Below are 25,345 nucleotides of genomic sequence, written 5' to 3' on the forward strand. Positions count from 1 at the left end.
CTTAGGACGCTGGCGTGCCAGTCCGAGCGAGGGCTGACATGCAACGTACGATCAAGTGCGTGCCGGGCGAGTTTCCAGAATGGACGTTCCCGAGTTTGAAGACCTGTTGGGTCGCCACGGTGAAGACGTGTCAACCTGGCCAGATAACCGGCGGGACGCCGCGCTCGCATTACTGCGGACGTCGGAACAGGCGCGTGCGGCGATGGCCGAGGCGCAATTGCTGCGCCGTGCCCTGCTGTCGGACGCCGTCCGCGCGCCGCCAGATCTGGTTGACCGGATCATGCAGAAGGCCCGGCAATCAGATGTGGTTCCCGCGAAGCCGGCAACCGAGCCTGACAGCAAGTAGCTGACGCTTCCGTTACGGTCGCTCTAATCCCGCCAGTGCCCGCGGACAATCCCGTGCGCGACTGCCTCCCGTTTCGGTCTTCTACAAAACCTCCCTCGGTCGTCCCAGCCGGCAATTTTTGCCGCGCCTGAGCGCCAATAGTCCGTGCCAAAAATTTCCGAAAACCCTTGCGGTACAACGCTTTCTTGTAACGGGGCGCGATGGCTCGCGGGCAGGAGCGGCCTGCAAAGAATCTTTGCCTGAACGGCCGAGACCACCCGTTTCAATAAGGAACGGACTTCACGAGCACTCTTCTCACTGACGCAGTTCCGCAGCGCTGTGCGCGCGGATATCGCCGGAGCACGCCATGACTGTAGCTGCAACGACGTCAACCACGACCACGACTGCCTCGACGGCGTCGTCCTCGTCGGTGACCTCGGCCATTACGTCGCAGCAATTTCTGAACCTGCTAGTGACCGAGTTGCAGAACCAGAATCCGCTCGACCCAACCAATTCGACCGACTTCATCAATCAGCTCACATCCTACGCCAACTTCGATCAGCAGCAGACGTTAAACAGCAATATGGGCACGCTGGTGTCGTCGCTCAACAGCCTGCTCACGCTGAACTCGTCGAACTATATCGGCCAGACTGTTACCGCCAAAACCGACACCGGCACACTGAAGGATGGCCAGATCTCGTTCGGTTATTCGCTCGAGTCCGCCGCCTCCGATGTCACGCTGAGTGTCAAGGATTCATCCGGCAACACGGTGTGGACCGGAAGCGGAACCACGGCCTCCGGCACCAACAGCTTCACCTGGGACGGCACGACGACGGACGGCACCCAGCTGACCGACGGTGGCCAGTACACGCTCAACGTCTCGGCCACCGATAGCACTGGTCAGTCTGTCTACGGCTACACGACCGTCACCGGAAAGGTGACCTCGATCGACAACTCGTCCGGCACTCCGATGCTCAATATCGGGAGCACGTCCGTGAGCACCAGCAACGTCATCGGCGTCACTTCCTGAGTTTACTTTGGAGTACTGATTATGAGTCTATCCGGCGCGCTGTCTTCAGCCATCTCCGCTCTTAACGCCCAGAGCTCGGCTCTGGCGATGATTTCCGACAATATCGCAAACTCATCGACGGTCGGCTACAAGACAAACTCGGCATCGTTCGAGCCGCTGGTGACGGGTTCGTCGAGTGCATCGGCCTATTCGTCCGGCGGCGTGACGACGCTCTCGAAGTCCAATATCACTACGCAGGGCCTGCTGACGACAACATCGACCTCTACCAATGTCGCGATCCAGGGCAACGGCTTCTTTCCGGTAACGACGTCGCTGACCGGCGGCTCGACGCTCTACACGCGCAACGGCGGGTTCACGACGGATTCCGACGGCTATCTCGTCAATAACGGCGCTTATCTTCTGGGTTGGCGCACCGATGCGGCCGGCAATGTTATTGGCAGCGCTAGCAGCGGAAATCTCACGGCAATTGACACGAGTGTGGCGCAGACCAGCGGCAGCGCGACGGCGACCACCACCTTCTCGGCCAATCTGCCGGCGGATGCCGCGGTTGGCGATACGTTCACCACGTCGATGTCGGTCTACGATTCGCTGGGAACGTCGAGCTCGATCCAAGTGACCTGGGCAAAGACCGCGGACAATACCTGGAGCGCGAGCTTCGGCCAGCCGACATTGTCGTCGGATTCGACGACGACAACCGCGGCAACCCCGACCAGCACCGTGTCGGTTTCTTTCAATGCCGACGGTTCACTGGCCAGCACCAATCCCAGTCCGGCAACGCTGGCGATCACCGACTGGACCACAGGGGCGGCGGACAGCAACATTACGCTCAAGCTCGGCACCGTAGGCGGCACCGATGGGCTAACGCAATATGCCTCCGGCCTATCCACGCCCGCGGTCAATATTACCCGCATCGAGTCCGATGGTCTGGCGTTCGGAAAGCTGAGCAACATCTCGGTCGGCGACAGCGGCATCGTCAACGCCACATATTCGAACGGTCAGACCATTGCGATCTACAAGATCCCGGTTGCGACCTTTGCCGCCGCGGACCAATTGGAAGCCCAGAGTAACGGGCTCTATTCGGTGACGGCAGAATCGGGAACCGCTGCTTTGCAGGAATCCGGTACCAACGGCGCTGGCACCATTTTTGGCAGTGAGCTGGAATCCAGCACCACCGATACTAACGAGCAGTTCAGCAGCATGATCTCCGCGCAGCAGGCCTATTCGGCCGCATCGCAGGTGATCACCGCCGTCAACAAGATGTTCGATACCCTGATCTCGAGCATGAGATGACCGCGATGGTGGCCGACGCAGACGATGACGCGCTGATGCGGCGACTTGACCGGTTGCTGGCCGCCGCGCAGCGGATCGATCGCGGTGATCGGCGCATGATCCTGGCGCTGCAGGGCGATCTCAGTACGTTGCGTACCACTTTGCAGCAGCGCCGTGACGCGTTGGCGCAGAAACTCAACATCGCTGGCGCGCGCAGCAAAGCGGCGACGGCATATTCACGGATAGCCTCGCTCGGACCGCACGCCACGGCAGCCGCGCCCCATCCATCGATCACGGAGTAGCCACATGATGACCCGAAGCCCGCCGCTGCAGCCTGCGAGCGCCGATGACGGATCCCGCCTCGAGGATCTGGTTGAACTGATCGAACGCCTGATCGACGTCGTGACCGAAGAGAATATCGCTCTGGCAATGGGGCTGCCGGCCTCGCAGTCGCAGCACACAGCGATCAAGCTGGAGCTTTCGGAGCTGTTCGAGGCCTGGGTCAAGGAAGTCGGTCGCAAGAACATGTTGCTTGGCACTTCCGATCGCCAGCTGCAGGCGCGCGTCCTCACTCGGCTCGAACAGCTCAGCGTCTCGATGGACGAGAATGTTACCCGCCTGCGCACCGCGATCGAGGCCAGCCAGCGCCGCATCGACGCCGTGATGGCCGCGATTCGGGAGCAGATATCCGACAGCGCGCCCTACGGCGCCAATGGTCGCATCAGTGCGCAGTCGGCATCCTACGCACGCAACGTGCGAATCTGAACCAAGCTGTAATATGAGGTCGCCACCGTGTCGCTGGAGATAGCTCGCAGCATCGCCGTCAGTAGCCTGATGGCCAGTCAGGTCCAGATCAGCGTCGCCTCGTCGAATATTTCGAATGCTGACACCACCGGCTACACGGTCAAAACCGCCAATCAGGTCGCGACCACCAGTGGCGGCGCCGGGACCGGCGTGTCGATCACCGGGATCACCAGTAGCGTCGACAAATTGCTGTTCAAGTCCCTGATCTCTGCAACCTCGGAACTCGGCGCAGCCAACACCAACAACGACTATCTCAACCGGCTCCAGGCGCTCTATGGCAGCACGACCGGGGCAGAGGACACTGGCACTTCGATCGCGAACACGCTGGCATCGCTGGAATCCGCCATATCGTCGCTCGCCGGCACGACCAGCAGTGCCTCGCTGCAAGCCAATGTCGTGAGTGCGCTTGACGACCTCGCGTCGCAACTGCGCGAGACGTCGTCTGGAATTCAGCAACTGCGCGGCACTGCCGATGCTGCGATTTCCTCCGATGTCGATCAGGTCAATGCCAGCCTGCAGGCCATCGCCAGTTTGAACGCCCAGATCAAACAGGCAGCAGCTGCGGGGCAATCGACGGGTGACCTCGAGGATCAGCGTAATGTCGCGCTGCAGACCGTCGCGTCGAAGATGAATGTCAGCTATTTCATCTCATCGACGGGGGATATGCAGGTCTATACGGCGTCAGGCCAGGCGCTCGTGGACAGCAGCGCGCATCTGCTCAGCTTCACAGCCGCATCATCCGTTACGGTCAATGCCAGCTATACAACCGGTTCGTCCAGCGGGCTCAGTGGCATTTCGGTCAACGGCGTCGATGTCACTGCGCAGATCACATCTGGCGAAATCGGCTCGTTGCTCAGCCTGCGCGATAGCGTCTTGCCCGCAGCGCAGTCGCAGCTCGACCAGCTTGCCAATACGCTGGCGGACACCCTGAATGCCGCAAGCAATCAGGGCACGTCGTTGCCGCCGCCAACGATGCTGACCGGCTCCACGACGGTCACGGCGGCGACTGCGCTGGATGCGACCGGCACGGTCCGCATTGCCGTTGCCGACCAGTCGGGAAGTCTGGTGTCCTACGCCGATCTCGATCTGTCGACTTATGCGACGGTGGGCGACCTGGTCTCGGCCATCAACGGCATTTCCGGCCTCAGCGCATCGATCAATGCTAGCGGGAAGGTGGTGATCGCTAGTTCCAGCAGCAGCAACGGGGTCGCCATCAATGAGATGACGAGCGCCGTCGGCAGCAGCGGAATCGGCCTGTCCGACTATCTCGGCCTCAATGACCTCGTGACCGGAACCGGGGCATCCAACATCGCCGTGCGCAGCGTCATCCTGGCCAATTCAGGTTTGTTCGCCGTCTCGATCCTCGATGCATCGGCAACGCTGACGACGGGCACCAAGGTACTCACCGCCGGCGCGACCGACGTGGTCGATGCGATCTACGCGGCACTCACGGATTCCCGTACCTTTGGCGCGTCTGGTGGGCTCGGGTCATCGACCGGTTCGTTTGCGGATTACGCGGCCACGGTCATCGCCAATGTCGCGTCGAAGGCGACGCTCGCGGCCACGACCTATACATCCAAGTCGACGGCACAATCGTCATTTACCAATGCGCTGGCGTCGCAGTCGGGCGTCAATCTCGACGAAGAAACCGCGAAGATCAGCACATTGCAGAATCAGTATACGGCCGCGTCCCAGCTCATGCAGGTCATCAACGAGATGTTCTCATCGCTGCTGACCGCCGTGCAGAGCGCGAGCTGACGGGAACCGACTTGATGCAGATGCGCGTTGCCACCTTTGCGATTAACGACCAGATGATCGCATCCGCTTTGCGCACGCAAAGCACCATGGCCAATCAGCAGATCCAGGAGGCTTCGGGGCTGATCTCGTCGGATTTTGGCGGGTTGGGGTCATCGGCGCAGCAGGTGCTCAATCTTCAGGTCTCGGTGACCCGGGCGCAGTCCTATATCGATGCCGCCACGCAGACCAACAGCAAGATCCAGGTGATGTACTCGGCCGTCAATTCGGTGTCTGATCTGGTAACGCAATTCCGCACCTTGCTAACGAGCGCATCGAGCGCTTCGAGCACGGATGCGGCTAGCGTGACGGAGAGCGCCAAGAACATGCTGGAGCAGATGGCGTCACTACTCAACACGCAATATAATGGCGGCTATCTGTTCGTCGGTTCTGCCACCAAAACCGCGCCGGTGGATATCTCCAGTGCGACCTATGCCGCGGCATCGTCGCCGTCCACCGCAGACACGAGCTATTATCAGGGCGACAGTCAGCTCGGCGCTGTACGCGTCTCGGACAACCAGACGGTCTCTTACGGCGTCACGGCGGACAATACCGCTTTCGAGCAGATCATGCGGGCCATGAATCTGGTAGCGAGCAATTCGCCGCTCTCGACCGACACGCTCAATGAGGCGCTCGATCTGGCGGTCGATTCCATCGACAAGCTTGGCGTGGTGCAGACGCGGATATCCAACGCATCGGCCTCAATCGAGCGGGCCAGTGCCTACCAGACCGAGTATCAATCCTATGCCCAGACGCTCGGCAGCGATCTCACCAGTGTCGACGTTGCAGCGGTCACCGCCAAACTGTCGACCTATCAGGCCCAGCTTACGGCATCCTATGCCGCGATTGCCAAGGTTCAGAGCCTGAACCTGGCGAGCTATCTGCGCTGATTTAGACACGAGCGGGACCCTAAATGCGTCTTTCTAAGTTATCCTGTCCCAGCGCGTCGAGTTGGCCCGAAATCTTCTGATGAAGACCGATATGCCGTTGGCCGATGTTGCACAGGCTTGTGGCTTTGCCGATCAAAGCCACTTCACCCGCATCTTTTCCGCTGCGACCGGATTGCCGCGGGGGCATGGCGCCGCGCGACCAGCAATGCAGGTTCCTCAGCGATTTGCTGAAGAAGGCCCACCGATGTCGGGCAGGGTGGTGAAGCCGCGCATCAGGGTCCTTTCGGCCTCCGCGATGGCGGCGAGGTGGATGTCGCCGACGAGGCTTGTGCGCCAATCACTGCCCGTATCAGCGGGAAGTGGTGCACGGGTCGGCAGTGCGACTGCAGACGCTCAATCACAATGAACCGACAGAGCCCGATCCTCAAGAAAGCCCCCACGTTCGTTGTGCGATATGGCAAGCGCCGCAAGCACTGTCCGGTTGTTGATTTCAAGCTTCTGATAGATGTGATGGAGATGTTGCTTGATGGTGCCATCAGCAATATTTAGCCGGCGCCCAATTTCCTTGTTCGACAACCCTTCAGATACCAGGCGCATGATCTGACGCTCGCGCTCTGTCAGCACCGCCAGAACACTCTCCGTGATCGCGATACTCTTCTGTTCGGAAGGTATAACGTGATTGACCGCGGGAAGCGGCAATAGCCTTTGGCCAGCCGCGATCTCCCGCAAGGACTGCACCAGGGGTTCGAGCGGCATGTCCTTCAGGATGACACCGTAGGCGCCAGCGGCGGCCGATAAAGCCAGTTGGCGATCTTCAACGACAGCGGTGAAAAAGACGACCCGCGTTGAAAGCCCCTCGGAGTTGGCGATGGCAACGATTTCCAGCCCGGTCAGGCCTGGCATTTCGATGTCTATAATGGCGATGTCCGGCGTTAAATTTCGAATCGCTTCGATACAGCTCGGGCCAGCGCTGCAGCACGCGACAACCTTGAAGCCGCTTTGCGCTTCAAGCACGCTCGTCAAACCTTGCAGAACCACAGGATGGCGGTCTGCGATCACGACACTGGTGCAACGCATGGGCGGTCCTCAGCCTAGCCCCCCAAAACTTAAACTCCACGCGACCCCGGATATTCCCTTCTTAGCCTAATTTTCGGGAGGCTCAAATTCGTTACGCTACATCGCAACGCAACAAAGAAAACACGTAACAACCTCGGGTAGACGTATCTGAAATGGTCGCTCAAGGATAGATGTCCCGTATGACGAAGCACGCACTCCCTCTGCGAAGTCTGCGGTGATTCCCCCGTTTACTATTATGAACGACATCCCTCAGTACCGGCCCATCGCCTATAACTAAAGGTATATAGGGAGATCGAGAATTCGCATCTAACATTCATAAAATCGTCGCAAACGAGAAGGGAGGCGTCTTCAATTCGACGACGAAATGCTTCTAAGAAGACAGAGTTTCTTGCCGACTGAAAATATTCCAATGCCAAAATTTCTGCCGAAGAAGCGGGCTTAACCGCCGACAGATCACCAAGAATGAGCTGAATTTCAATCGCTCAATTTTTTTTAAATCAGTTGCGTATGGTTGGGAGGATCGCGATGCGGAGGCAAAAATCTTTTTTTACAATTCTCGTTGGGAAAAATACTTTACTCAGAGAAGGTCTTGCCAGGATTTTACGCTCAGCAAATTTTCGTATCCTAGCCTCAGTATCAAGCGTGGATGATTTGCTCCCGGGTCAACCGCAAGCACACCAGCCCCTGCTTCTTATTGCTCACACCGGCGATGATTTTGACGCCGCGATTGAACAAATCGAACTTTTCAGGGACTACCATCCGGGCGGGCGCATTGCGATCGTGGCCGATCATTATCGAATGGACGAACTGGCTTCTGCGTTTCGGGCAGGTGCCAACGGCTACTTTGTCAACGTTATGACCTGCGATGTATTCATAAAGTCCATCGAACTGATAATGATGGGTGAAACGATCTTTCCTCCGGCATTTCTATCATCTGTTCTTGCTCCCGAAGGCAGTCACCCAGGCGAGACGGGGTCGCGCGACCAAAACAAGACGCAGGCGATTCTTATCGCTACAGAAGATATGACCACGCCGCAGCTTTCTCCGCGGGAAAAATCAATTTTGCACTGCCTGATTGAAGGCGCCTCCAACAAAAGCATCGCGCGGACGATCCATATCGCCGAAGCAACTGTAAAAGTCCACGTCAAGGCGATCCTTCGCAAGCTCCGTGTCCAGAATCGGACACAGGCAGCGATTTGGGGGATGAACAACGGATCACTGGCAGAACCGGCAAACAGCAACTCTCCGCCTTTAGCTGGCGATTCGAACGGTCGGCTTTCAAATCCCGTTGCGATGATCTCCGAGATCAAGAAAAACGAGACGCCAGTGCCACTGGGTGTGATCAACCACGAGCCAAATCATATTGAGGTCTCGCGCATCGACGGTCTGATCCGTAAGGGCATCAACGGAAAGATCTGCGGTGCGGCACGAATCGGCAAATAGTCAGCGATTGTTGGCGTAGGCGAGCAAGTCGCGCCGACCGGTGGTTGTCGGAGCGTGGCGCTCGCGCCGGTGAACGATCGAACATGGATACGTGAGGCGCTGACGATCGCGCGTGTTCTTGCGACGCGCTTCAATAAATCATTCCACCGATCTTGGGCAACGGTTAGTGCGATGTCGCTCGCGCGCGTGAGGGGTGCCGGCGTCAGTTTCTAACAGGCTTTCTGAAAAGCCGGCTCGTTGCGCTTTCGTCGTCATTCTAAGCGCAGCGATGTTAATCGGGCCTCGCGATATCGCGCGCCAGCGATGCAGCCGAAGTCCGGTTCGGTCTGTTTCGTCCCATCATGCACCACTGCGAGCTGCAGCTTTGCCACTCCAATACATGTGGTCGCGTGCAATCCAACTATCATTCCGACATCTCATGCAAACGCACGAAGACGCGTGGATAGTCAGCGTCTAGTTTTCTCGTCAATGGCATTCCGGTTCGGCCATCAGCGCCAGGTCGGGCTGTCGCGTTGATATGATGAATGATTGCGCGCTTCAGTAACACAGGAGGATAATATGAAGGCTGTCATCCAATGCGGCGGAAAGGGAATGCGCTTGCGTCCGCATACATCCATCTTGCCGAAACCGCTTATGCCGATCGGATCGCGGCCCGTACTCGAGCTCCTGCTCAAATGGCTCAGGCGAAATGGGATCAGAGAAGTCTTCATCACGACTGGATATCTGGGCCACCTTATTCGCAGCGTTTGCGGCGACGGCAATCAGTGGAACATGCAGATCGTTTACACGCAGGAAGTGGAGCCGCTTGGAACGATGGGCCCGCTGTCACTTTTGCGAGAACAACTCGACACGCCGTTTCTGGTCCTCAACGGCGATGTGCTCACGGACCTGAATCTCAGTCAGTTCGTGAGCTGTCATCGCCGACACCAAGGTCCTCTCACCATCGCCACTGCCACACGTCCTACCAAGATGGACTTTGGCGTGATCGACGAGACGGGCGGTTGCGTCACCGGATTCCGTGAGAAGCCTGAACTGTCGCATCTCGTGAGCATGGGCATCTATTGCATGGATCCCTCAGTACTGGATCGCATTCCGTCAGGTGTTCCATTCGGCTTCGACGATCTGATGGCCCAGATGCTGGAAGAGGAAATACCCGTGAACGTATTCAAGCACAATGGCATGTGGCTCGACATCGGGCGGGTGGACGACTTCCTCAAGGCTCAGGATATTGCATGGGACGAGCAGTCGCCCCCGGCATTCGTGGCAACCGTCGCGGCCTGACGAAGACGCTGCATGTTACGGCTGCTGCTCGTGCAATCTCAAACGTATCGCTGAATCCGGGATTGGAGATGAACACATGCTATTGGTATCAGAGCCAGTCCTGGGTCCGGACGAGCAAACAGCCCTAGCTTCTGTCATCGAGAGCGGCTGGGTTACGATGGGAGACCGGGTCCGGGAGTTCGAACAAGCGTTTGCTCATCTTCATGAGGCCGAGGATTCGATCGCCGTCGGCTCATGCACGGCAGCCCTCCACCTCATCCTGCACGCGCTCGGCATTGGACCGGGCGACGAAGTTCTCGTTCCGTCGCTGACCTTCGTTGCCACGGCCAATAGCGTTCTCTATGTCGGAGCGCGCCCCGTCTTCGTCGATATCGACTCGGCCGAGATTCCGTTGATGTCGCTGGATGATGCCGAAGCCAAATGCACATCGAGAACAAAAGCGATTATTCTCGTCCATTTCGCCGGTTACCTCGCGCATCGCGACACTTGGCAGTCTTTCGCTCGTCGCAAGGGCCTGCTCCTGATCGAGGATGCAGCTCATGCGCCCGGACTGCCCGCAGTGGGGACCTATGGCGAGGCGGCAGCATTCAGCTTCTACGGCAACAAGAACATGACGACCGCCGAGGGCGGCGCCATTATCGCCCGCAGCCGCGCTTTGAGGGAAACCATCAAGCGAGCACGGTCTCATGGCATGACAAGCAGCACGCGACAGCGCCTCACCAGTCGTCGTCCCGATTACGATGTTACGATCCTCGGATTCAACTATCGTATGGACGATTTGCGCGCTGCCGTTGGCCTTGCCCAACTCAAGAAACTTCCGGAATGGAATGACACCAGGCGACGCCTGTCACTGTGCTATCGTCAGTTGATGGCGGAGCATTGCCCAGCGGTGATGATACCCTTCGCGAATCCTTGGCCATCGGCGCACCATCTGATGCCGGTCGTCCTGCCGATGGCAACCGATCGGCAGCCCGTGATCGATCGGCTCCGCAAGCGCGGCATACAGACTACGATTCACTATCCTGCCGTCCACCACCTGACATTCTACAGAGAACTCTATCCCGATACATTCTTGCCGCGCACCGAGGAATTTGCCCAACGGGAGCTCACGCTGCCGCTGCACCCCCGGATGAACCCGGCCGACGTGGAACAGGTAGTGAATTCCCTTGCGGCGGCACTTGGCACGGAATTTCCACTAGGGGCAATCGCGTAGCCATGCGCGGGGCAGCGAACCAGCTCCTGGCGTCAACTCCTGTTACGCAGGTGGGCTTGCGGCGCGCCCTTGACATTCTGTTTGCCGGTGCCGCGACAGCCTCTCTCGCTCCTCTCTTCCTAATCGTAGCACTTGCTATCTGGATCGAAGGCGGAAGGCCGATTTTGTTCTCGCAGCTTCGTCTCGGGCAAAATGGACGACCATTCCGCATGTACAAATTTCGCAAGTTCAGGCCGGATTGCGACCGGTATGGATGTCCGCTTACAATGGAGGGAGACGGTCGCCTGACTAGGATTGGCCGCATTCTTGCCGCGAGCAAGCTGGACGAGTTACCGCAACTCTGGAACGTTTTGCGCGGCGACATGGCGCTCGTGGGACCGCGGCCTGAATCGCTCGCATTCTTCGACTGCTTTCACGGTGGCTTCGAGAAGCTTCTCGACCACAAGCCCGGTCTTGTTGGTCCGTGCCAGGTCATGTTTCGACATGAAAGCAAGCTCTATCCCGCTGACGTTGCGGCTGTGGATTTCTATCGACAAGTTCTGTTCCCGACCAAGGCGAAAATCGATCTCGCTTATTTCCCGCGCCGAACACTGGCTTCTGATCTCGGCTGGATTGTTCGTGCGGCCTGGGCAATCGCGGTGGGATCGTGGACCGAATACACGCGGAAGAATCAATCGAGAGAATCTAAACAACAAACCGGACATTGACGGCCATGAATTACCTTGGTGCCAGAATTCTCGTCACGGGAGCCGACGGTTTCATTGGCTCGCACCTGACCGAAGCGCTTGTTTCGGCAGGGGCCAACGTTACCGCTCTTGCCCAGTACAATTCCTTCGATAGCCATGGTTGGCTGGACGACCTTCCGGATTCGACCCGAAAGAAAGTCAACCTGGTTCGCGGCGACATCCGCGATGCAGCTTTCGTCGGTCGTCTCGTACCCGGCCACGAAATCGTCTTTCATCTCGCAGCACTGATCGCGATCCCCTATTCCTACGTCGCTGCGCAATCCTATGTCGAAACAAACGTTCTCGGCACCTTGAATGTGCTCGAGGCCGCGCGGCAGTGCGGCACCGAGCGGGTCATTCACACGTCGACCAGCGAGGTCTACGGCACAGCCATAACAATGCCGATCGATGAAACTCATCCGCTGCAGGGACAATCGCCGTATTCCGCCTCCAAAATAGCCGCGGACATGATGGCAGGGGCTTTTGCGAAATCGTTCGGCGTACCAGTCGTCATTCTCAGACCATTCAACACGTTTGGGCCACGACAGAGCGAAAGGGCGATCATCGCCGCCATTATACGGCAAGCGCTCGATCCTTCCTGCCCCGCGATCATGATCGGGGATGCAACGACCGTGCGCGACCTTACATTCGTTGCAGATACGGCAGCCGCATTCATGGCTGCCGGACTGGCCGAGGGCATCGAATACGGCCAGCCATATAACGCAGGTAGTCAGCGGGCGATCATGATCCGCGACCTTATTGATGTCATCGTCGACCTTACTTCCAGCGACAAGCCTGTGCTTCAAGATGAGAAGCGTCTGCGACCGACAAATTCGGAAGTGCGAGCGTTGCTCGCTGATTGCACCCGCTTCGTCCATGCAACGGGATGGTCACCGCAGGTCACGCTGCGAGAAGGGTTGGAGCGGACAGTTGACTGGTGGCGTCATCGCCTTTCGGGAAAGCAAGTCCGGCGGCAAAAGGATTTCATCACATGATGGCCAGGCTAAGTTATGCCCGAGCTCTCCTGTGCTGTGGCGCCCTTGTCTTGCTCGCTTCCTCAAGACCCGCCTCAACCGAATCGCTCGCAAACGCCCAATTCCTCCCGGCGCCCGCCATGGATTTGCCTGGCTATCTCGCGTCAGCCGCCGACGCATCCCTCGGTACGACCTTTGTACGTGTGACCACGCCTGATAGTCCGATGGGAAACGGCATGGTTTGCAAGCGTTCCTACTGCACGCATCGCTATTCGAGCGCGCAGGCGTGGAACGCCGACCAGAGCCTGCTTTTGATTGTCAACGGCTGCAATGGCCTGTGCTTTCTTGATGGGCACACCTATGCTCCACTGTTTCGGCGACAGCGCGGGGGTGAATGCGAATGGCATCCGCAAGATCCGGAGGTCATGATTTGTGTCGCCGGGCGCCGCATTTCGCGATGGTCGCCGCGAAGCAACGCCGAAGATGTAATTCTTGAGACTGAAGCATATCGCGAGCTTCAATTCGGTCCCTACAAGGGCAATCCCTCATGGGACGGCAACCGTATCGTGGTGCGCGCCATCGGCCAGCAGGGCACGCTTGTCGCATTTGCGATGGATCTTTCGGATCGCCGGAAATTTCCTGATATTGAGCTGGCGCGAATTCCCGGCAAAAACAGCTATTGCGGAATCTCGCCGCTGGGCAAGTACATATTCTGCCAGCAGTCTCTCATTGACTTCACAGATCAAGCATTTGTCTTCAGCATTGAGGGTGATCTCCTGCAGAGCTGGACAGAGCATCACCGGCCCGGCCACGGCGACATGACCGTCGATGCCGGCGGTGATGAAGTTTATGTCGGCATCAGCAAGTCGGCGCCCGACAAGTATCAGGTCATCAAACGGAGACTCCAAGACGGACAGGTCACGGCGCTCGCTCCCTATGGAGAAGCTCAGCATGCATCGATGCGAGCGATACGCCGTCCCGGCTGGGTCTTCATGAGTTATGCCGGCGCCGCGCTCGCTCCCGCCGGCGGCAAGAAGGTGGCACCGTTCGCTCAGGAAGTTATCGCACTTAAAATCGATGGCAGTGGCGAGTTTCGACGTATCGCGCATACGCGCAATGCTCCGTATGACTATTGGAGCGAAACGCATGGCTCACCTTCTCCTGATGGATCGCAAGTCATCTGGTCGAGCAACTGGGGGCAACGAGGCGGGCCGGTATTTGATTTTGTTTCCCGCATCGACTGGGCTGATCGAGACAGCGGAAACGACTTAGCGCAAGGAGATCGTCATGAAGGGCAACAGGCGCAGTAAGACTTTCAGCTATGTCCCCATCAGCGTCTGGGCAGGGATCATTGTCTTGGCAGGCAGCGACGGTTGCCTTGGAGCTCAATACAGCCTCGCGCCTGGCGATACTGTCGAGGTATCGGTCGGTGGAGCGCCTGAACAGCGCAATAGAGCTCAGATCCAGATTGACGGCACCATTGCTCTTCCCGGGGTCGGTACGGTGCCGGTTGCAGGTCTGACCCCGTCGGAACTTCAGACTCGCATGGAGACGCTGCTGCAGTCCAGGATTCTGCGTCAGCGCTCACCGGATGGGCGAGAGCAGGCGCTCGTCATCAAGCCTGGGGACGTGATCGCGAGCGTCGTGGAATATCGACCGATCTACGTCACAGGAGACGTTCTCACGCCCGGACAGCTGGTGTATCGCGCGTCAATGACTGTACGCCAAGCCGTTGCAGTCGCCGGTGGCTTTAGCCTGTTGCGTTCTCGCGGTCAGGTCGGTGCTATCGATCCGGCGGATCTGTTGCGCGATTACCAATCTTTGTCGACCGAGTACATCAAAGAGTATATCCACGTGATCCGCACCAATGCCGAACTCCAGGGCAATGACAGCTTCGATCAGAAGATACCCAGCGAAGTATCTTTGCCGGTCTCCGTCATCGAGTCGCTCATGCAATCCGAGTCGGCGTCGCTAAAGACCGCGCAAATCGACTATCGTAAGGAACGAAGCTTTCTGGAGGATGCAGTCAAACAATCGGAGGCTCAGCTCGTAACCCTCAGGAAGCAGCAGGACGGTGAGGAAAAGGGTGTTCAGGCCGATGAGGATGAGCTGGATCGGGTAGCCAAGTTGTTTGGTGCAGGATCCTTGCCAAGCCCCCGTGTTACGGAAAGCCGACGCGCTCTTCTGTTGTCGTCGACAAGGCGTCTTCAGACGATGGTCGAAGTCATGCGGCTGCAACGTCAGCGCGACGACTTCGTGCGCCAGATCGAGCGGGTCGCCAATCTACGAACCATCAATCTGTTGCGCGAGTTGAAGGATTCAACCGTTCGCATGGCGGACTTGCGGGTTAAATTGCAGGCGTTGAGTCAAAAATTGCAGCCTGTCGGCGGTGCGGGAGCACTACCTGTTGGAACCAGCGATCTCCGAGCAGAGGTAACGATCGCACGAAAGGTCGGCCAGCAGTGGAACAGGATCGTCGCATCAGTTGATTTCGATGTAGAGCCGGGAGATGTGGTCGAAGTTGCGCTGCGCCCTTCGGGAGTAGCCAGCGCATCTAACTGAGCCATTGGCACAAGCGTGGGTACCCACAAAGGATACCGCGCTTACGACCTCTGGCCGGACGCCTGCACAAAACTGCGCGCTGAGGCGCGCATCGCTTTTCCAACCGACATTTCCTCCATGTCATTCAGACCGCTAGGGGCCCCACGAATAGTAGACTGCCTCAGCCAAATGTGCAGTCGGGTTACCCCAATTTGAACATTTACATGGCTCGTCGAAATTGGAATGCTTTCCCTCCGATCAATCCTTGTCATTCGATTGAAGTAGTAGCGAAGGGAATGACGACATGTTGAATTTGAACCAGAGTGCCACATTGCCCGGCGCAATTGCATCGCTTCATCCCTGCAGGGAATCCATCTTCAACATTTCGAATCGTGCTCCCGCTATCCGGCCAGACGCTGATCCAGGCAAGAAGCCCGACCTTGGCGAGCAACGTGACGTCCTACACGCGGTTTTGGCGCGTATTGGCTGCGGGCAAGTTCTGCTCAAGCGTGGCTGTGTGCTTGACGTGAGTGCAATCGGACGCGTGATATTGGAACGCGAATGCAACCTCACCACCAGCCCTGAAACGCTCTACAGCGCCGTCAAGCAGCTGGTGAACCGCGCGGGAGCCCAAATTCCCGTTGGCTCGACATCGTGGCTCGCGACTTCCTTCAAGGAGGGCGTCACCAGCCTTGTAAGCCAGATGGTCAATGTTTGGACGGATGAAACCAGCACCATCATTCTGCTCGATCTCGACGCTCATCCGGAGCCGACGCCCCAAGCGCTCCGGTGTTTGTTCGGCTTCACAGCCGCGGAAACCCAGCTTGCAGTCGAATTGGCGCGCGGCCATAATTTGCTTGATATTGCTCGCGCCCGACGGCTGAGCCGGACGACGATTCGCTCACACCTGGCCTCCCTGTTCGTCAAGACACAGACACGGCGGCAGGCGGAGCTGGTTGCATTACTCGGGCGTGTCGCCGTCCTGCCTTCTCCCGGTAATTGAGTCTGACGATAGGCACCCAGGCGAGCCGCCTTGTTCATCCGGGCACAAACACAGCGGCAAGTGAAACGGGTCGCCGACAGGCCTGCTTTGCTCCGACGTTTGAACTGATTCTGGATCTGACGACACGACGCTTCAGCTTGCGTGCATGATGCCAAACGCGCTTCGGAGTAATCCTCTTGGTGTCGATGTCTCAATTCTTCAGGATCGCCGAATACTTCCGACGCGGCCGTCATTCGAACGAATGAAGACACTTTGTGATCGCCTCGTAAGCTCACATCGTCCGCTCATACGCGAGGACATCGAAATTCATCTGTAGCCGATTCTCCGGATCGACTGAGCTGCATTCCGATTGCGACCGAAAGGATTAGCATGACGTTGCATGTGCTTTGTGTGGGAGGCGAGGATCATGCCCTGCGGATCCCATTTCTGGCAGCTTTGCGCAGTCGCGGCTTTCGGGTGAGCGCTGCCGGTACTGGCGCTGCACTCCCGTTCTCAAACAGCGGCATCGAGTATCACCGCTATGACTTCAATAGATTCGGCGCACGGGTTGCTGACCGCCTAGCTGTCGGCCAGCTCTCACAGCTTGTGCGTGGCATTCGACCGGACGTTGTTCAAACGTTCGATACCAAACCAAATCTGCTTGCTCCTCTTGCGGTGAGAGGCGCAATCCCCATTGTGCGCACCATCAACGGAATGGGTTGGGTATTCTCCTCCGCACAGCTGAAAGCTCTTGCATTCAGGCCAGCCTACCTGGCGCTACAGCGGTTGGCCGCCTGCTGGACCTCGGCAACGGTATTTCAAAACAAGGAGGATGGCGACTTTTTCCGCCGCTATCGTCTGCTTGGCAACAGCCCCGCTGTACTGATCGGAAGTTCGGGAATCGATGTCGATGCTTTCGACACAGCGCGGGCTCAGGCGCCGTCCACCGCAAAACTTCGTACAGAGCTCGGACTCGGTGACGACGAAGTCGTCATGACTGTGAGCCGACTGACCGTACAAAAAGGCATACCCACGCTTCTGGATGCGGCGGCGATTGTCCGCGAAGTGCGGCCCGGCGTTCGTTTCCTGCTTGTCGGTCCAAGGGAGAGCGAAGGTCCTTTTGCCGTGGATCAGGCTTTGATTGATCGATACGCACCACACGTAATCGCTCTCGGTGCGCGATCCGACGTTCCTGCGCTTCTCGGAATCGCGAATGTCTTTGCCTTCCCGACGGAGTATCGGGAAGGAATCCCCCGTGTTCTGCTGGAAGCAGGATTGGCGGGGGTGCCTATTGTCGCCACGCGTATGCCAGGCTGCGGCGATGTTGTGGTGGAGAACTGCAATGGCCATTTGGTGCCGCCCCGGGACCCGCGTGCGCTCGCCGCAGCCATTCTCGATCTTCTCCAAGATCCTGCCCGCGCAAAGAGCATGGGACAGCGCTCGATCGCGCTCGTGCGCCGTGAGTTCGACCTGAACGTCGTGGCTGACCGCTACGCCGATCTTTACAGGAAGCTGATTTTCACCGGGAGGCGAAGCGAAGATCCGGCTGCTTTGTCTCGCGACGTCCATGAAGATCGAAGGGTTAGCCGGCACAGCGGGAAATCATCATGATCGCCAATGCGCTTCTTTCTTTTGGCATCGTGCTTACGACAGCTTCACAGCTGCGCCTTCCCGGAATTCCGCTGGGTGTTGGCGAGGTCTGTCTTGTCCTGTGGCTAGCCTTCGTCTCATTGCGAGCCATCGTTACCGGCCAGATTTACAACGCGACCGCTTTGCTCCGAATCGGTGCGTTTTGGGCCTGTCTTGCACTCGCCCTGAGCATAGGGACATGCGTGGCCTATCTGAGCCAGGAGCTGGACCTTCCTACGATGTTGCACGACACCTTCGCGTATCTGTTGGTGGCAGCTTTGACCTGCCTCATCGTCGCAACGATGGAAGCCGACGCTGCCCTACGTCAAACCCAATGGTTCCTGCTCGCTTTCTGGAACATCGCACTGGTCCTTCAGATCGCTGCGGGCTGGTCCATCATCAGCCTGCCGTCGGTCGATCCATGGTATTGGGATCGATTTCGAGGCTGGGCGGAGAATCCCAATCAGATCGCTCTCTATTGCGCCGTTTTGACGCCGCTGTCTCTCAGCCTTGCCCTATCGGCCAAAGGGTTTGGCCGCATAGCGGGATCATTCAGTTGCCTGCTAACCTTCGCCGTCGGGCGCCTGACCAAAAGCGATACATTTCTTGTTGCGATGGTGATTGCCACCGCGATCTTTTCCTTGCTGCGTTTGCGCAGTTGGCTGACCTCGCCACAGCACAGACTAAATTTCCGGTCGGTGGTCGCGGTTCTGGTCATCGCCGCCGCCGTCCCTCTGGCGCTCGCATTAGCACCGTATGCCGTTGCGACCGCCGATGAGTTTGAAGGTCTGGCAATCAGTCTGGCCAAGGACCGTGGCGGCGAGGCAACGAAGCGCACCGCGTCCCTGCGACTGCAACTCTGGGAAGATGCACTCCGTCGAGGGCTGGAAACCGGATCGCTCGGGCTGGGGCCAGGCCCGCATCTCGAGAAGCCGAACGTCGCCAATAACAAGGCGCTTCCAACTCCTTTCGAAGCCCATAGCACACTGCTGGATATATTTACGCAAGGTGGCCTGCTCGCTGTGATTGCCGTTTGCGGCCTCTTCGCAGGCACGTTCATGCTCATGTTCCGCGCGAAGCTCGATGCCCTGGCAGCATTGTTCGCTGCGCTGGCCATTTTCAGCATCAGCCATTTCATCTTGCGTCATCCCATCGTGTGGTTCGCGTTTGCTCTCAGCCTGATCCTTGGATCGGCGCGCCCGCCGTCGCCGCACACGCGTATCGGAAGCTAGATCATGTGTGGAATCGCCGGAATTCTTCAGATGCCACAAGCTTCCCGATCCGCCGATCTGGATGCGATCGGCCGAATGACGAATCGTTTGCACCATCGCGGACCCGATGCCCACGGTTCGTGGTGCGATCGTGACGCCGGGATTGCATTCGGGCATCGCCGGCTCTCCATCGTTGACCTCACCGACGCGGGGCGACAACCGATGCTTTCCGAGAGCGGCCGATTCGTCATCACATTCAATGGTGAGATCTACAATCATCCGTCGTTGCGACAGGAGCTTCAACGCCTCGGCCAGAACTTCATCGGCAGCAGTGATACCGAGGTCTTGCTCGCGATGATCGAGAGATGGGGATTCGAGGCTGCCCTGGCGCGCTGCAACGGCATGTTCGCAATCGGCCTTTGGGATCGGCAGACCCGTACGCTCCATCTGGCCCGCGATCGAATGGGAAAGAAGCCCCTATACGTCGCCAGAACGAGAAATGCCGTTGTCTTTGCTTCAGAGTTGAAGGCGATCGACGCGTTCCCCGATTTCGTTGCGGAGGTCAATCCGCGCGGGGTCGCTGAATTTCTCGCTCGCGGCTGGCTACCGGATGAACATTGTATATGGAAAGACGTCTTCAAACTTCCGCCCGGCAACATTCTATCTTTCGGCGCCGATGAACTTCTGGCATCTCGGGATGCTGCAGCGCTTCGGGCAAAGGCGCGCACTTGGTGGTCGCTGACCGACATCGCAAAGCACGGCCGAAGAAACCCCGTTTCCGCGGACGATGGCGAGCTCGTGTCGCATCTTGATGGCCTGCTTCGCGAGGCTGTCGGTGAGCGCATGGTTGCCGACGTGCCAATCGGGCTGTTCCTGTCCGGTGGCATCGACAGTTCAACTGTCGTCGCCCTGATGCAATCCCAATCCGCCCGGCCCGTCCGCACGTTCACTATCGGTTTCGGCGAGCCCGCCTTCGACGAAGCGGCCAGTGCCGCGGCTGTGGCTCGTCACCTCGGCACGGACCACACGGAGCTACGTCTCACTCCCTCGGAGGCCATGGATGTCATTCCCGAACTGCCCCGTATTTGGGACGAGCCGTTCGCCGACGAATCGCAGATTCCGACGCTGCTGCTATCTCGCCTCGCCCGCCGGGATGTAACTGTTGTCCTCTCCGGTGACGGCGGAGACGAATGTTTTGCTGGATATTCCAGGCATCTTTTGACCGCCCGTCTGGCTCCCCTTCTTAACTCCAATCGAGCACTTCGGCGAACGGCGGCAATGGGTGTGTCATTGCTCGCCCGCGGTTTGCGGGAAGACATCGCTGACGCGTTGCCTCTTCCAGGCCGCCTGCGACGGATGATCGGAAGCGACCGGATTAACCGCCTTGCGCAACTGTTTGCAGGCGATGACGCCGACGACATGTACCGGAAAGTCATGCGGCTTTCCGAGCTGCAATTGACTCCGGAGCAAGTCACCGATTCGGCTAAGGTGCCGCCGCTGAACGATCTTCTATCCGACTTCATTGTGCGGGACATGATCGATTATCTCCCCGGCGACATCCTGGTGAAGCTCGATCGCGCCAGCATGGCGACAGGCTTGGAAGCGCGCTGTCCAATTCTCGACCATCGCGTCGTGGAATTCTCCTGGCGGCTGCCGAACACGGCCAAGGTGCGCGACGGACAGGGCAAGTGGATCTTGCGGCAGGTTCTCAGCCGTTACTTGCCGCGCCACTTGATAGATCGACCCAAGCAGGGCTTCGACGTGCCTGTCGGCGCCTGGTTGAAAGGCCCCCTGCGCTCATGGGCTGCAGACCTGCTCTCCGAATCACGCCTTAACCGCCAGAATTTGCTGGACGTACAACGAGTCCAGAGCTGCTGGCAGGATCATCTGAGTGGCAATCGCGATCACTCGCGAATGCTATGGGCCGTCCTGATGTTGCAATCATGGCTAGGAATGATGGTTGAACAGAGTACGTCCCGATCGACAGATACCCTCGAGCCCGCACAGCAGAGGAGCGAGCTATGGAAGCGTTAGTAGGAAGACGTATTCGATCCCTGCAGGCTCTTTCGCCGGATATGGCAGAGGACGAACTTGGGCGGCGCCTGACGGAACAATCCCTGGCTTCAAATGACGGTCTCCAGTCTTTGAATCGCGTGCTGGGTAGCGTGCGGAAGTACAAGCGGCTTGTCATCAGGATGATTGTCGTCGGCGCCTTGCTGGCTGGAGTAGCCGGCCTTCTTATGTCTCCTTCATATCTGGCGACGGCACAACTTGCTGTTGACGTCCGACAGTCCGGCGCAGTCGATGCCTTGAATGCCGGTGGCGCATCCGCAGCACCTACACCGGCCGCCGAGGAATCCACCATCGACACACATGTCACGGTGCTGCTTTCCGACGCCTATCTGCGGAGACTCCTTCCAACGCTCCGCGCTCTCGAAGATGCGAGGCACGGTGCTGAAACGGGGTCACGAACGTGGATGCAAAGCTTGCGCACGCTCTTTGGTCGTACATGGTCAGCAACCAAGGAGCTGCTACTTGGCAAGAACCACGAGCCCGATGACGGGTCGGCTCTCGCTGCTCTAAAGCGCAGCTTGAAGGTTGGTCAGGAGCGGCGCTCCAGAATCATCGCCGTTACTTCTATGGCCGCCAATCCGCAACGAGCGGCGGAAATCGCCAATACGGTGGCACAATCGTATGTCGACGAGGTCGCGCGTCAGAAGCAAAGCGATGTGGAGTATGCTTTGAGCTCCCTTGCGACACAATCATCCAAAGTTCAGCGTGACCTTGCAAAGGCGGAGGAGGAACTAAAAGCCTCCCGTCTTGGCCAGCCCTCTCCCTCACGGGACGCCGCGCTGGAGTGGCAGGTCACCACGCTGGCGCAACAGTTTGAAACGCTTCTGCGGCGGCGGCAGGAGCTCACCGCAAAAGGTCTGACCGCGCAATCAGACGTCAGTATTCTCGCCACGGCCACACCGCCAGAACGACCGACCTCATTACACCCGCTACTTATGATTCCTCCTGCGGCAATTATCTTCGCTCTGCTGGCTTGTGTTCTCGCAGTCGTATTGAATCACTTCGATCGGACCCTGCACACGGAAGCCGACACCGCTGAAGCTCTGCGTATTCCATGCGCCGGACTGATACCTTCGATTCCACTGGAGCCAGGCAAGCAGCCGCATTATGTTTTGGAGGAGCCTGCGAGCCACTATGCCAGAGCAATCCGCTCCATTCTGGTATCCATACTGGCCTCCGACCCGGCAACCCCACGATCGCAGCGTGTTGTCCTCGTCAGCTCCAGCATCGGTGGGGAAGGCAAGACCACACTTGCATGGAGCCTTGGTCTTTACGCTGCCCGGCTCGGGTGGCGCACTCTACTCCTTGACTTTGGCCAATTCACTCGTCGACCGGGTGGCGAGAGCGCCAACTTACTCAGTGTACTGGCGTACGGCCGTCCACTTGCAGACGCGATCGAACATATCCATGAGTCCGGAATTGACTACCTGCCCGCCACATCGTTTGGGGGACATCGGCTTCGGATTCTCGCCGACCCCAAGATTCCTTCGTTGCTCCGACAGCTGAGCGACACCTATGATTTCGTGATCATCGACGGACCTTCGCTGCTGGAAGCCCCGGAAGCAAGACTTCTGGCGAGTTGGGCTGACCACGTTTTGCTCGCCATTCACTCTGGAAGCACCGATCGTGAGGCGGCGCAGACCGCGCTGCATCAACTTGTTCGGACAGAACATCTCAACCCTGCCCAGAATACGAGATTCTCGTCGGTCTTAACTCGTGTCGAGCCGCTACAGCAGGACCAGTTCGGTGAGCGCGCACAGCAGCTGGTCAAGAGGACTTGGGGCGCACTCTGCCGGCGGTCGAAGAGAGCAATCACGTGGCGAACGTGGCGCGGAGACGCAATCGAGCTGAAACGCTCCGGATCACCCAAACTGAACCCCCGCAATTGGTTGAGAAGCGATTGAGGGCAGCATGATTATCGAGACCTTCGGTCCACCAGGCGCTGGCAAAACAACCTTTAGTCAGGCACTCGCTCAACGCCTGCGTGACCGCGGGTATGAGGTCGACCTCGTACTTACGTTGCCGCATCTATCCAATCATCTTCTGAACTTTGGTGGATTTCTTCCAGCGCTGCAGCGCGTCACTCTCGCGATCTTCGCCACCATCGCAATCTTGTGCCGTCCTATCGCAAATGCCCGAGGGTTGCGTCTAGCGAAAGACCTGCTCCGACTAATGCCACCCAACAATCCCGTTTGGTGGATCAGGCTTAGCCAATACGTCGTCCGATTCTCCTGCGTGTGGAGAGATTCGCACAAGTCAGATCGCATCGTCTTGTTCGACCAGGGCTTTGTGCAGATCGTTTGCACCTTGGCCCTGTTTAGCCGAGCAGACGAGAAGACGATCGCTCGTGCAATCGGCATGAGGACACAATCCGATCTGCTGATCCGGTTTGATGCTCCGAAGGAGCTGTTGGAAAAGCGCCTCCATGAGCGAGTACACCAAAAAACCTACATGGAGAAATGGTTCGAGCCTGACGTAGCGACCTTTCTCAAGGCAAAGCCGATTACTGACTACGTTGGCTCATTACTCGCGGCCGAGCATCAACGGGTGATCTGCATCAACTCGCTTGATCCCGGCCTGATGTCCAGGGCTCTCGACCGTATCGAAGAAGAGGTCTCGAGTAAGTTCAGGCCCAACGGAGCGGTCAGTTCGTCACCCGGCCCAGGGGACAACAGCTTTGAACCCTATGCCGAGAAGTTCACGCCACCCCTGCCGGCGCCCGAGACGATCGGAACTTTCACAGCTCAGGCTCAACCCGAGCTGGCTCGGCGCATGGCCAGCGCAAGCCTGTGGGCATTCGTCATCTATGTTGGCGGCGCCGGGCTGACGTGCGTGGCTCAACTTGTCATTGCCCGTACGATAGGAGCGACGAGTTACGGTATCTATTCATACGTTTTGGCTTGGACGACCCTTCTCTCCTACATCGCGGGACTCGGGTTCAACACGGTTCTGCTGCGATATGTGCCGGCCTATAGCGCGACCGGAAAGTGGCCATTGGCGCGCGGAGTTATTCAATTTGCATTCGGACGATCATTGTTGGTTGGGATGTTGATTGCGATCTGCGGAGTCGCCACCGCACTATTCCTGTCGGAGACGCTTCATCGGGAGCTGACTATCAGTCTGGCGGTTGGCATGGCGACCGTCCCATTGGTCGCGCTTTACGTTCTCGGTTCCGCTACGGTACGCGCGCTGGGTGGCGTCATTTCGGCAATTGCGCCCGAACGCTTCGTTCGGGATGGCCTTATGGTCGTGCTGCTTCTGCTTGCCGTGGCACTCAACGTCACGCCAATTGATGCGACAACGGTTTTGATCGCTTTGATGGCAAGCTCTGCCGTCACAGCAGCCATCGTCGGACTGAGCATGCGGAAGCTTTGGCCGCCACAACTACGCTCGGCGGTGCCGGCTTATGCACCTCGCGACTGGTGGCATCTCGCCTGTCCTGTCATGATCTTGATTGGAGTTGAGGTTCTCATGAGCCGCGCCGGCGTGATTATCCTCGGCTGGACCGGCGATGCCCACGAGGCCGGCATCTTCGCACTGGGGTTGAATTTAGCTCTTTTTCTTGTTCTGCCTCGGATGGCAGTAGGGACTTTCTTTTCGCCGAACGTCTCGAAGCTTCACGCGCATCGGAATGAGGCAGCGCTTCAGAGTCTGTTTGCCCGAGCAACTGTCCTGTCGCTGGCTGGAACAGTCGTGCTGGCACTTCCACTTTTGTTGCTGACGGTACCGCTACTCCGCTTTTTTGGCGAGGAATTCGTTGCAACAGCTCCGGTCGCCCAAATTCTCGTCGTCGGACAGATATTTGCTGCTGCTACTGGTCCGCAGCAAAATCTTCTGACCATGACTGGGCACGAGCGGGCAGCTGCCGCAATCACGGCGATCGGAGCCATCATGAACGTTGTCGCCTGTGCGATCGGCATTGCTTTCTTTGGAGTGATGGGTGCCGCCGTTGCGACGGCCGTGACGAATGTAGCCTGGAACATGGCAATGGCGATCTACATCTACAAACGCGTGAACATGACGGCCGGCCTGCTCTTTGCCTTTGTGGAGTTTCGTCGGCCCGCCGCCGCTGAATAGCCCGGTA

General features: G+C 58.2%; 22 protein-coding genes. 21 read left to right on the top strand and 1 reads right to left on the bottom strand.

Annotated features, from left to right (window positions below):
• Window positions 1–79 precede the first annotated feature (79 nt).
• The 8 genes from AB7783_RS24490 to AB7783_RS24525 all read left to right on the top strand — a co-directional run bounded on the left by AB7783_RS24490 (window position 80) and on the right by AB7783_RS24525 (window position 6,518).
• On the top strand, window positions 80–346 hold the full coding sequence (locus tag AB7783_RS24490; protein WP_441279012.1) for a hypothetical protein: 267 nt from the start codon (window positions 80–82) through the stop codon (window positions 344–346).
• A 346-nt stretch (window positions 347–692) separates the two neighbouring features.
• Window positions 693–1,355, top strand: coding sequence for a flagellar hook assembly protein FlgD (locus AB7783_RS24495; RefSeq protein WP_089266596.1), 663 nt, complete (start codon window positions 693–695; stop codon window positions 1,353–1,355).
• A 21-nt stretch (window positions 1,356–1,376) separates the two neighbouring features.
• Window positions 1,377–2,645, top strand: a complete 1,269-nt coding sequence (flgE, locus tag AB7783_RS24500) for a flagellar hook protein FlgE (RefSeq protein WP_441279013.1) — start codon at window positions 1,377–1,379, stop codon at window positions 2,643–2,645.
• Complete coding sequence (locus tag AB7783_RS24505) at window positions 2,642–2,926, top strand: hypothetical protein (protein ID WP_441279014.1); 285 nt, start codon at window positions 2,642–2,644, stop codon at window positions 2,924–2,926. The genes flgE and AB7783_RS24505 overlap by 4 nt, the downstream gene beginning before the upstream one ends.
• Window positions 2,927–2,930: 4 nt before the next feature.
• Window positions 2,931–3,389: a flagellar protein FlgN gene (locus AB7783_RS24510; RefSeq protein ID WP_441279015.1), complete on the top strand. Its 459-nt coding sequence runs from the start codon at window positions 2,931–2,933 to the stop codon at window positions 3,387–3,389.
• 27 nt (window positions 3,390–3,416) lie between these two features.
• Window positions 3,417–5,186: a flagellar hook-associated protein FlgK gene (gene flgK, locus AB7783_RS24515; protein WP_441279016.1), complete on the top strand. Its 1,770-nt coding sequence runs from the start codon at window positions 3,417–3,419 to the stop codon at window positions 5,184–5,186.
• Between the two features lie 14 nt (window positions 5,187–5,200).
• Entirely contained in the window at window positions 5,201–6,112 is a 912-nt protein-coding gene (locus AB7783_RS24520; protein WP_441279017.1) for a flagellin, read from the top strand.
• A 43-nt stretch (window positions 6,113–6,155) separates the two neighbouring features.
• A complete protein-coding gene (locus tag AB7783_RS24525; protein ID WP_441279758.1) occupies window positions 6,156–6,518 on the top strand; it encodes a helix-turn-helix domain-containing protein in 363 nt (120 codons plus the stop codon).
• Here AB7783_RS24525 and AB7783_RS24530 read toward each other — a convergent pair.
• Window positions 6,506–7,189: a LuxR C-terminal-related transcriptional regulator gene (locus AB7783_RS24530; RefSeq protein ID WP_441279018.1), complete on the bottom strand. Its 684-nt coding sequence runs from the start codon at window positions 7,187–7,189 to the stop codon at window positions 6,506–6,508. The genes AB7783_RS24525 and AB7783_RS24530 overlap by 13 nt on opposite strands.
• A gap of 525 nt (window positions 7,190–7,714) precedes the next feature.
• Here AB7783_RS24530 and AB7783_RS24535 point away from each other — a divergent pair.
• The 13 genes from AB7783_RS24535 (at window position 7,715) to AB7783_RS24595 (ending at window position 25,338) form a co-directional block, all read left to right on the top strand.
• The gene (locus AB7783_RS24535; RefSeq protein ID WP_441279019.1) at window positions 7,715–8,632 is read left to right on the top strand and encodes a LuxR C-terminal-related transcriptional regulator; all 918 of its coding nucleotides are present in this window, start codon (window positions 7,715–7,717) and stop codon (window positions 8,630–8,632) included.
• A gap of 558 nt (window positions 8,633–9,190) precedes the next feature.
• On the top strand, window positions 9,191–9,913 hold the full coding sequence (locus tag AB7783_RS24540) for a sugar phosphate nucleotidyltransferase (protein WP_089266608.1): 723 nt from the start codon (window positions 9,191–9,193) through the stop codon (window positions 9,911–9,913).
• A gap of 76 nt (window positions 9,914–9,989) precedes the next feature.
• Window positions 9,990–11,126, top strand: coding sequence for a DegT/DnrJ/EryC1/StrS family aminotransferase (locus tag AB7783_RS24545; RefSeq protein ID WP_309941009.1), 1,137 nt, complete (start codon window positions 9,990–9,992; stop codon window positions 11,124–11,126).
• Between the two features lie 2 nt (window positions 11,127–11,128).
• Window positions 11,129–11,833: a sugar transferase gene (locus AB7783_RS24550; protein ID WP_184512790.1), complete on the top strand. Its 705-nt coding sequence runs from the start codon at window positions 11,129–11,131 to the stop codon at window positions 11,831–11,833.
• Between the two features lie 5 nt (window positions 11,834–11,838).
• Entirely contained in the window at window positions 11,839–12,846 is a 1,008-nt protein-coding gene (locus tag AB7783_RS24555) for an SDR family NAD(P)-dependent oxidoreductase (protein ID WP_175369514.1), read from the top strand.
• A 119-nt stretch (window positions 12,847–12,965) separates the two neighbouring features.
• On the top strand, window positions 12,966–14,135 hold the full coding sequence (locus AB7783_RS24560; RefSeq protein ID WP_338053840.1) for a hypothetical protein: 1,170 nt from the start codon (window positions 12,966–12,968) through the stop codon (window positions 14,133–14,135).
• Window positions 14,113–15,387, top strand: a complete 1,275-nt coding sequence (locus AB7783_RS24565) for a polysaccharide biosynthesis/export family protein (protein WP_441279020.1) — start codon at window positions 14,113–14,115, stop codon at window positions 15,385–15,387. The genes AB7783_RS24560 and AB7783_RS24565 overlap by 23 nt, the downstream gene beginning before the upstream one ends.
• A gap of 283 nt (window positions 15,388–15,670) precedes the next feature.
• Window positions 15,671–16,369, top strand: coding sequence for a helix-turn-helix transcriptional regulator (locus AB7783_RS24570; protein WP_441279021.1), 699 nt, complete (start codon window positions 15,671–15,673; stop codon window positions 16,367–16,369).
• A gap of 369 nt (window positions 16,370–16,738) precedes the next feature.
• Window positions 16,739–17,959 (top strand): glycosyltransferase, encoded by a 1,221-nt coding sequence (locus tag AB7783_RS24575; protein WP_093757980.1) that lies wholly within the window; start codon window positions 16,739–16,741, stop codon window positions 17,957–17,959.
• Window positions 17,956–19,209: an O-antigen ligase family protein gene (locus AB7783_RS24580; RefSeq protein WP_441279022.1), complete on the top strand. Its 1,254-nt coding sequence runs from the start codon at window positions 17,956–17,958 to the stop codon at window positions 19,207–19,209. Before AB7783_RS24575 ends, AB7783_RS24580 begins: the two co-directional genes overlap by 4 nt.
• Window positions 19,210–19,212: 3 nt before the next feature.
• A complete protein-coding gene (gene asnB, locus AB7783_RS24585; protein WP_441279023.1) occupies window positions 19,213–21,222 on the top strand; it encodes an asparagine synthase (glutamine-hydrolyzing) in 2,010 nt (669 codons plus the stop codon).
• A complete protein-coding gene (locus AB7783_RS24590; protein ID WP_441279024.1) occupies window positions 21,210–23,165 on the top strand; it encodes an AAA family ATPase in 1,956 nt (651 codons plus the stop codon). The genes asnB and AB7783_RS24590 overlap by 13 nt, the downstream gene beginning before the upstream one ends.
• Window positions 23,166–23,172: 7 nt before the next feature.
• Window positions 23,173–25,338 carry an oligosaccharide flippase family protein gene (locus AB7783_RS24595; RefSeq protein WP_441279025.1) on the top strand — a complete coding sequence of 722 codons (2,166 nt, stop codon included), beginning with the start codon at window positions 23,173–23,175 and terminating at the stop codon, window positions 25,336–25,338.
• Window positions 25,339–25,345: the final 7 nt, after the last annotated feature.

The organism is Tardiphaga sp. 172_B4_N1_3 (assembly GCF_052076035.1).
Classification (GTDB): Bacteria; Pseudomonadota; Alphaproteobacteria; order Rhizobiales; family Xanthobacteraceae; genus Tardiphaga; species Tardiphaga robiniae.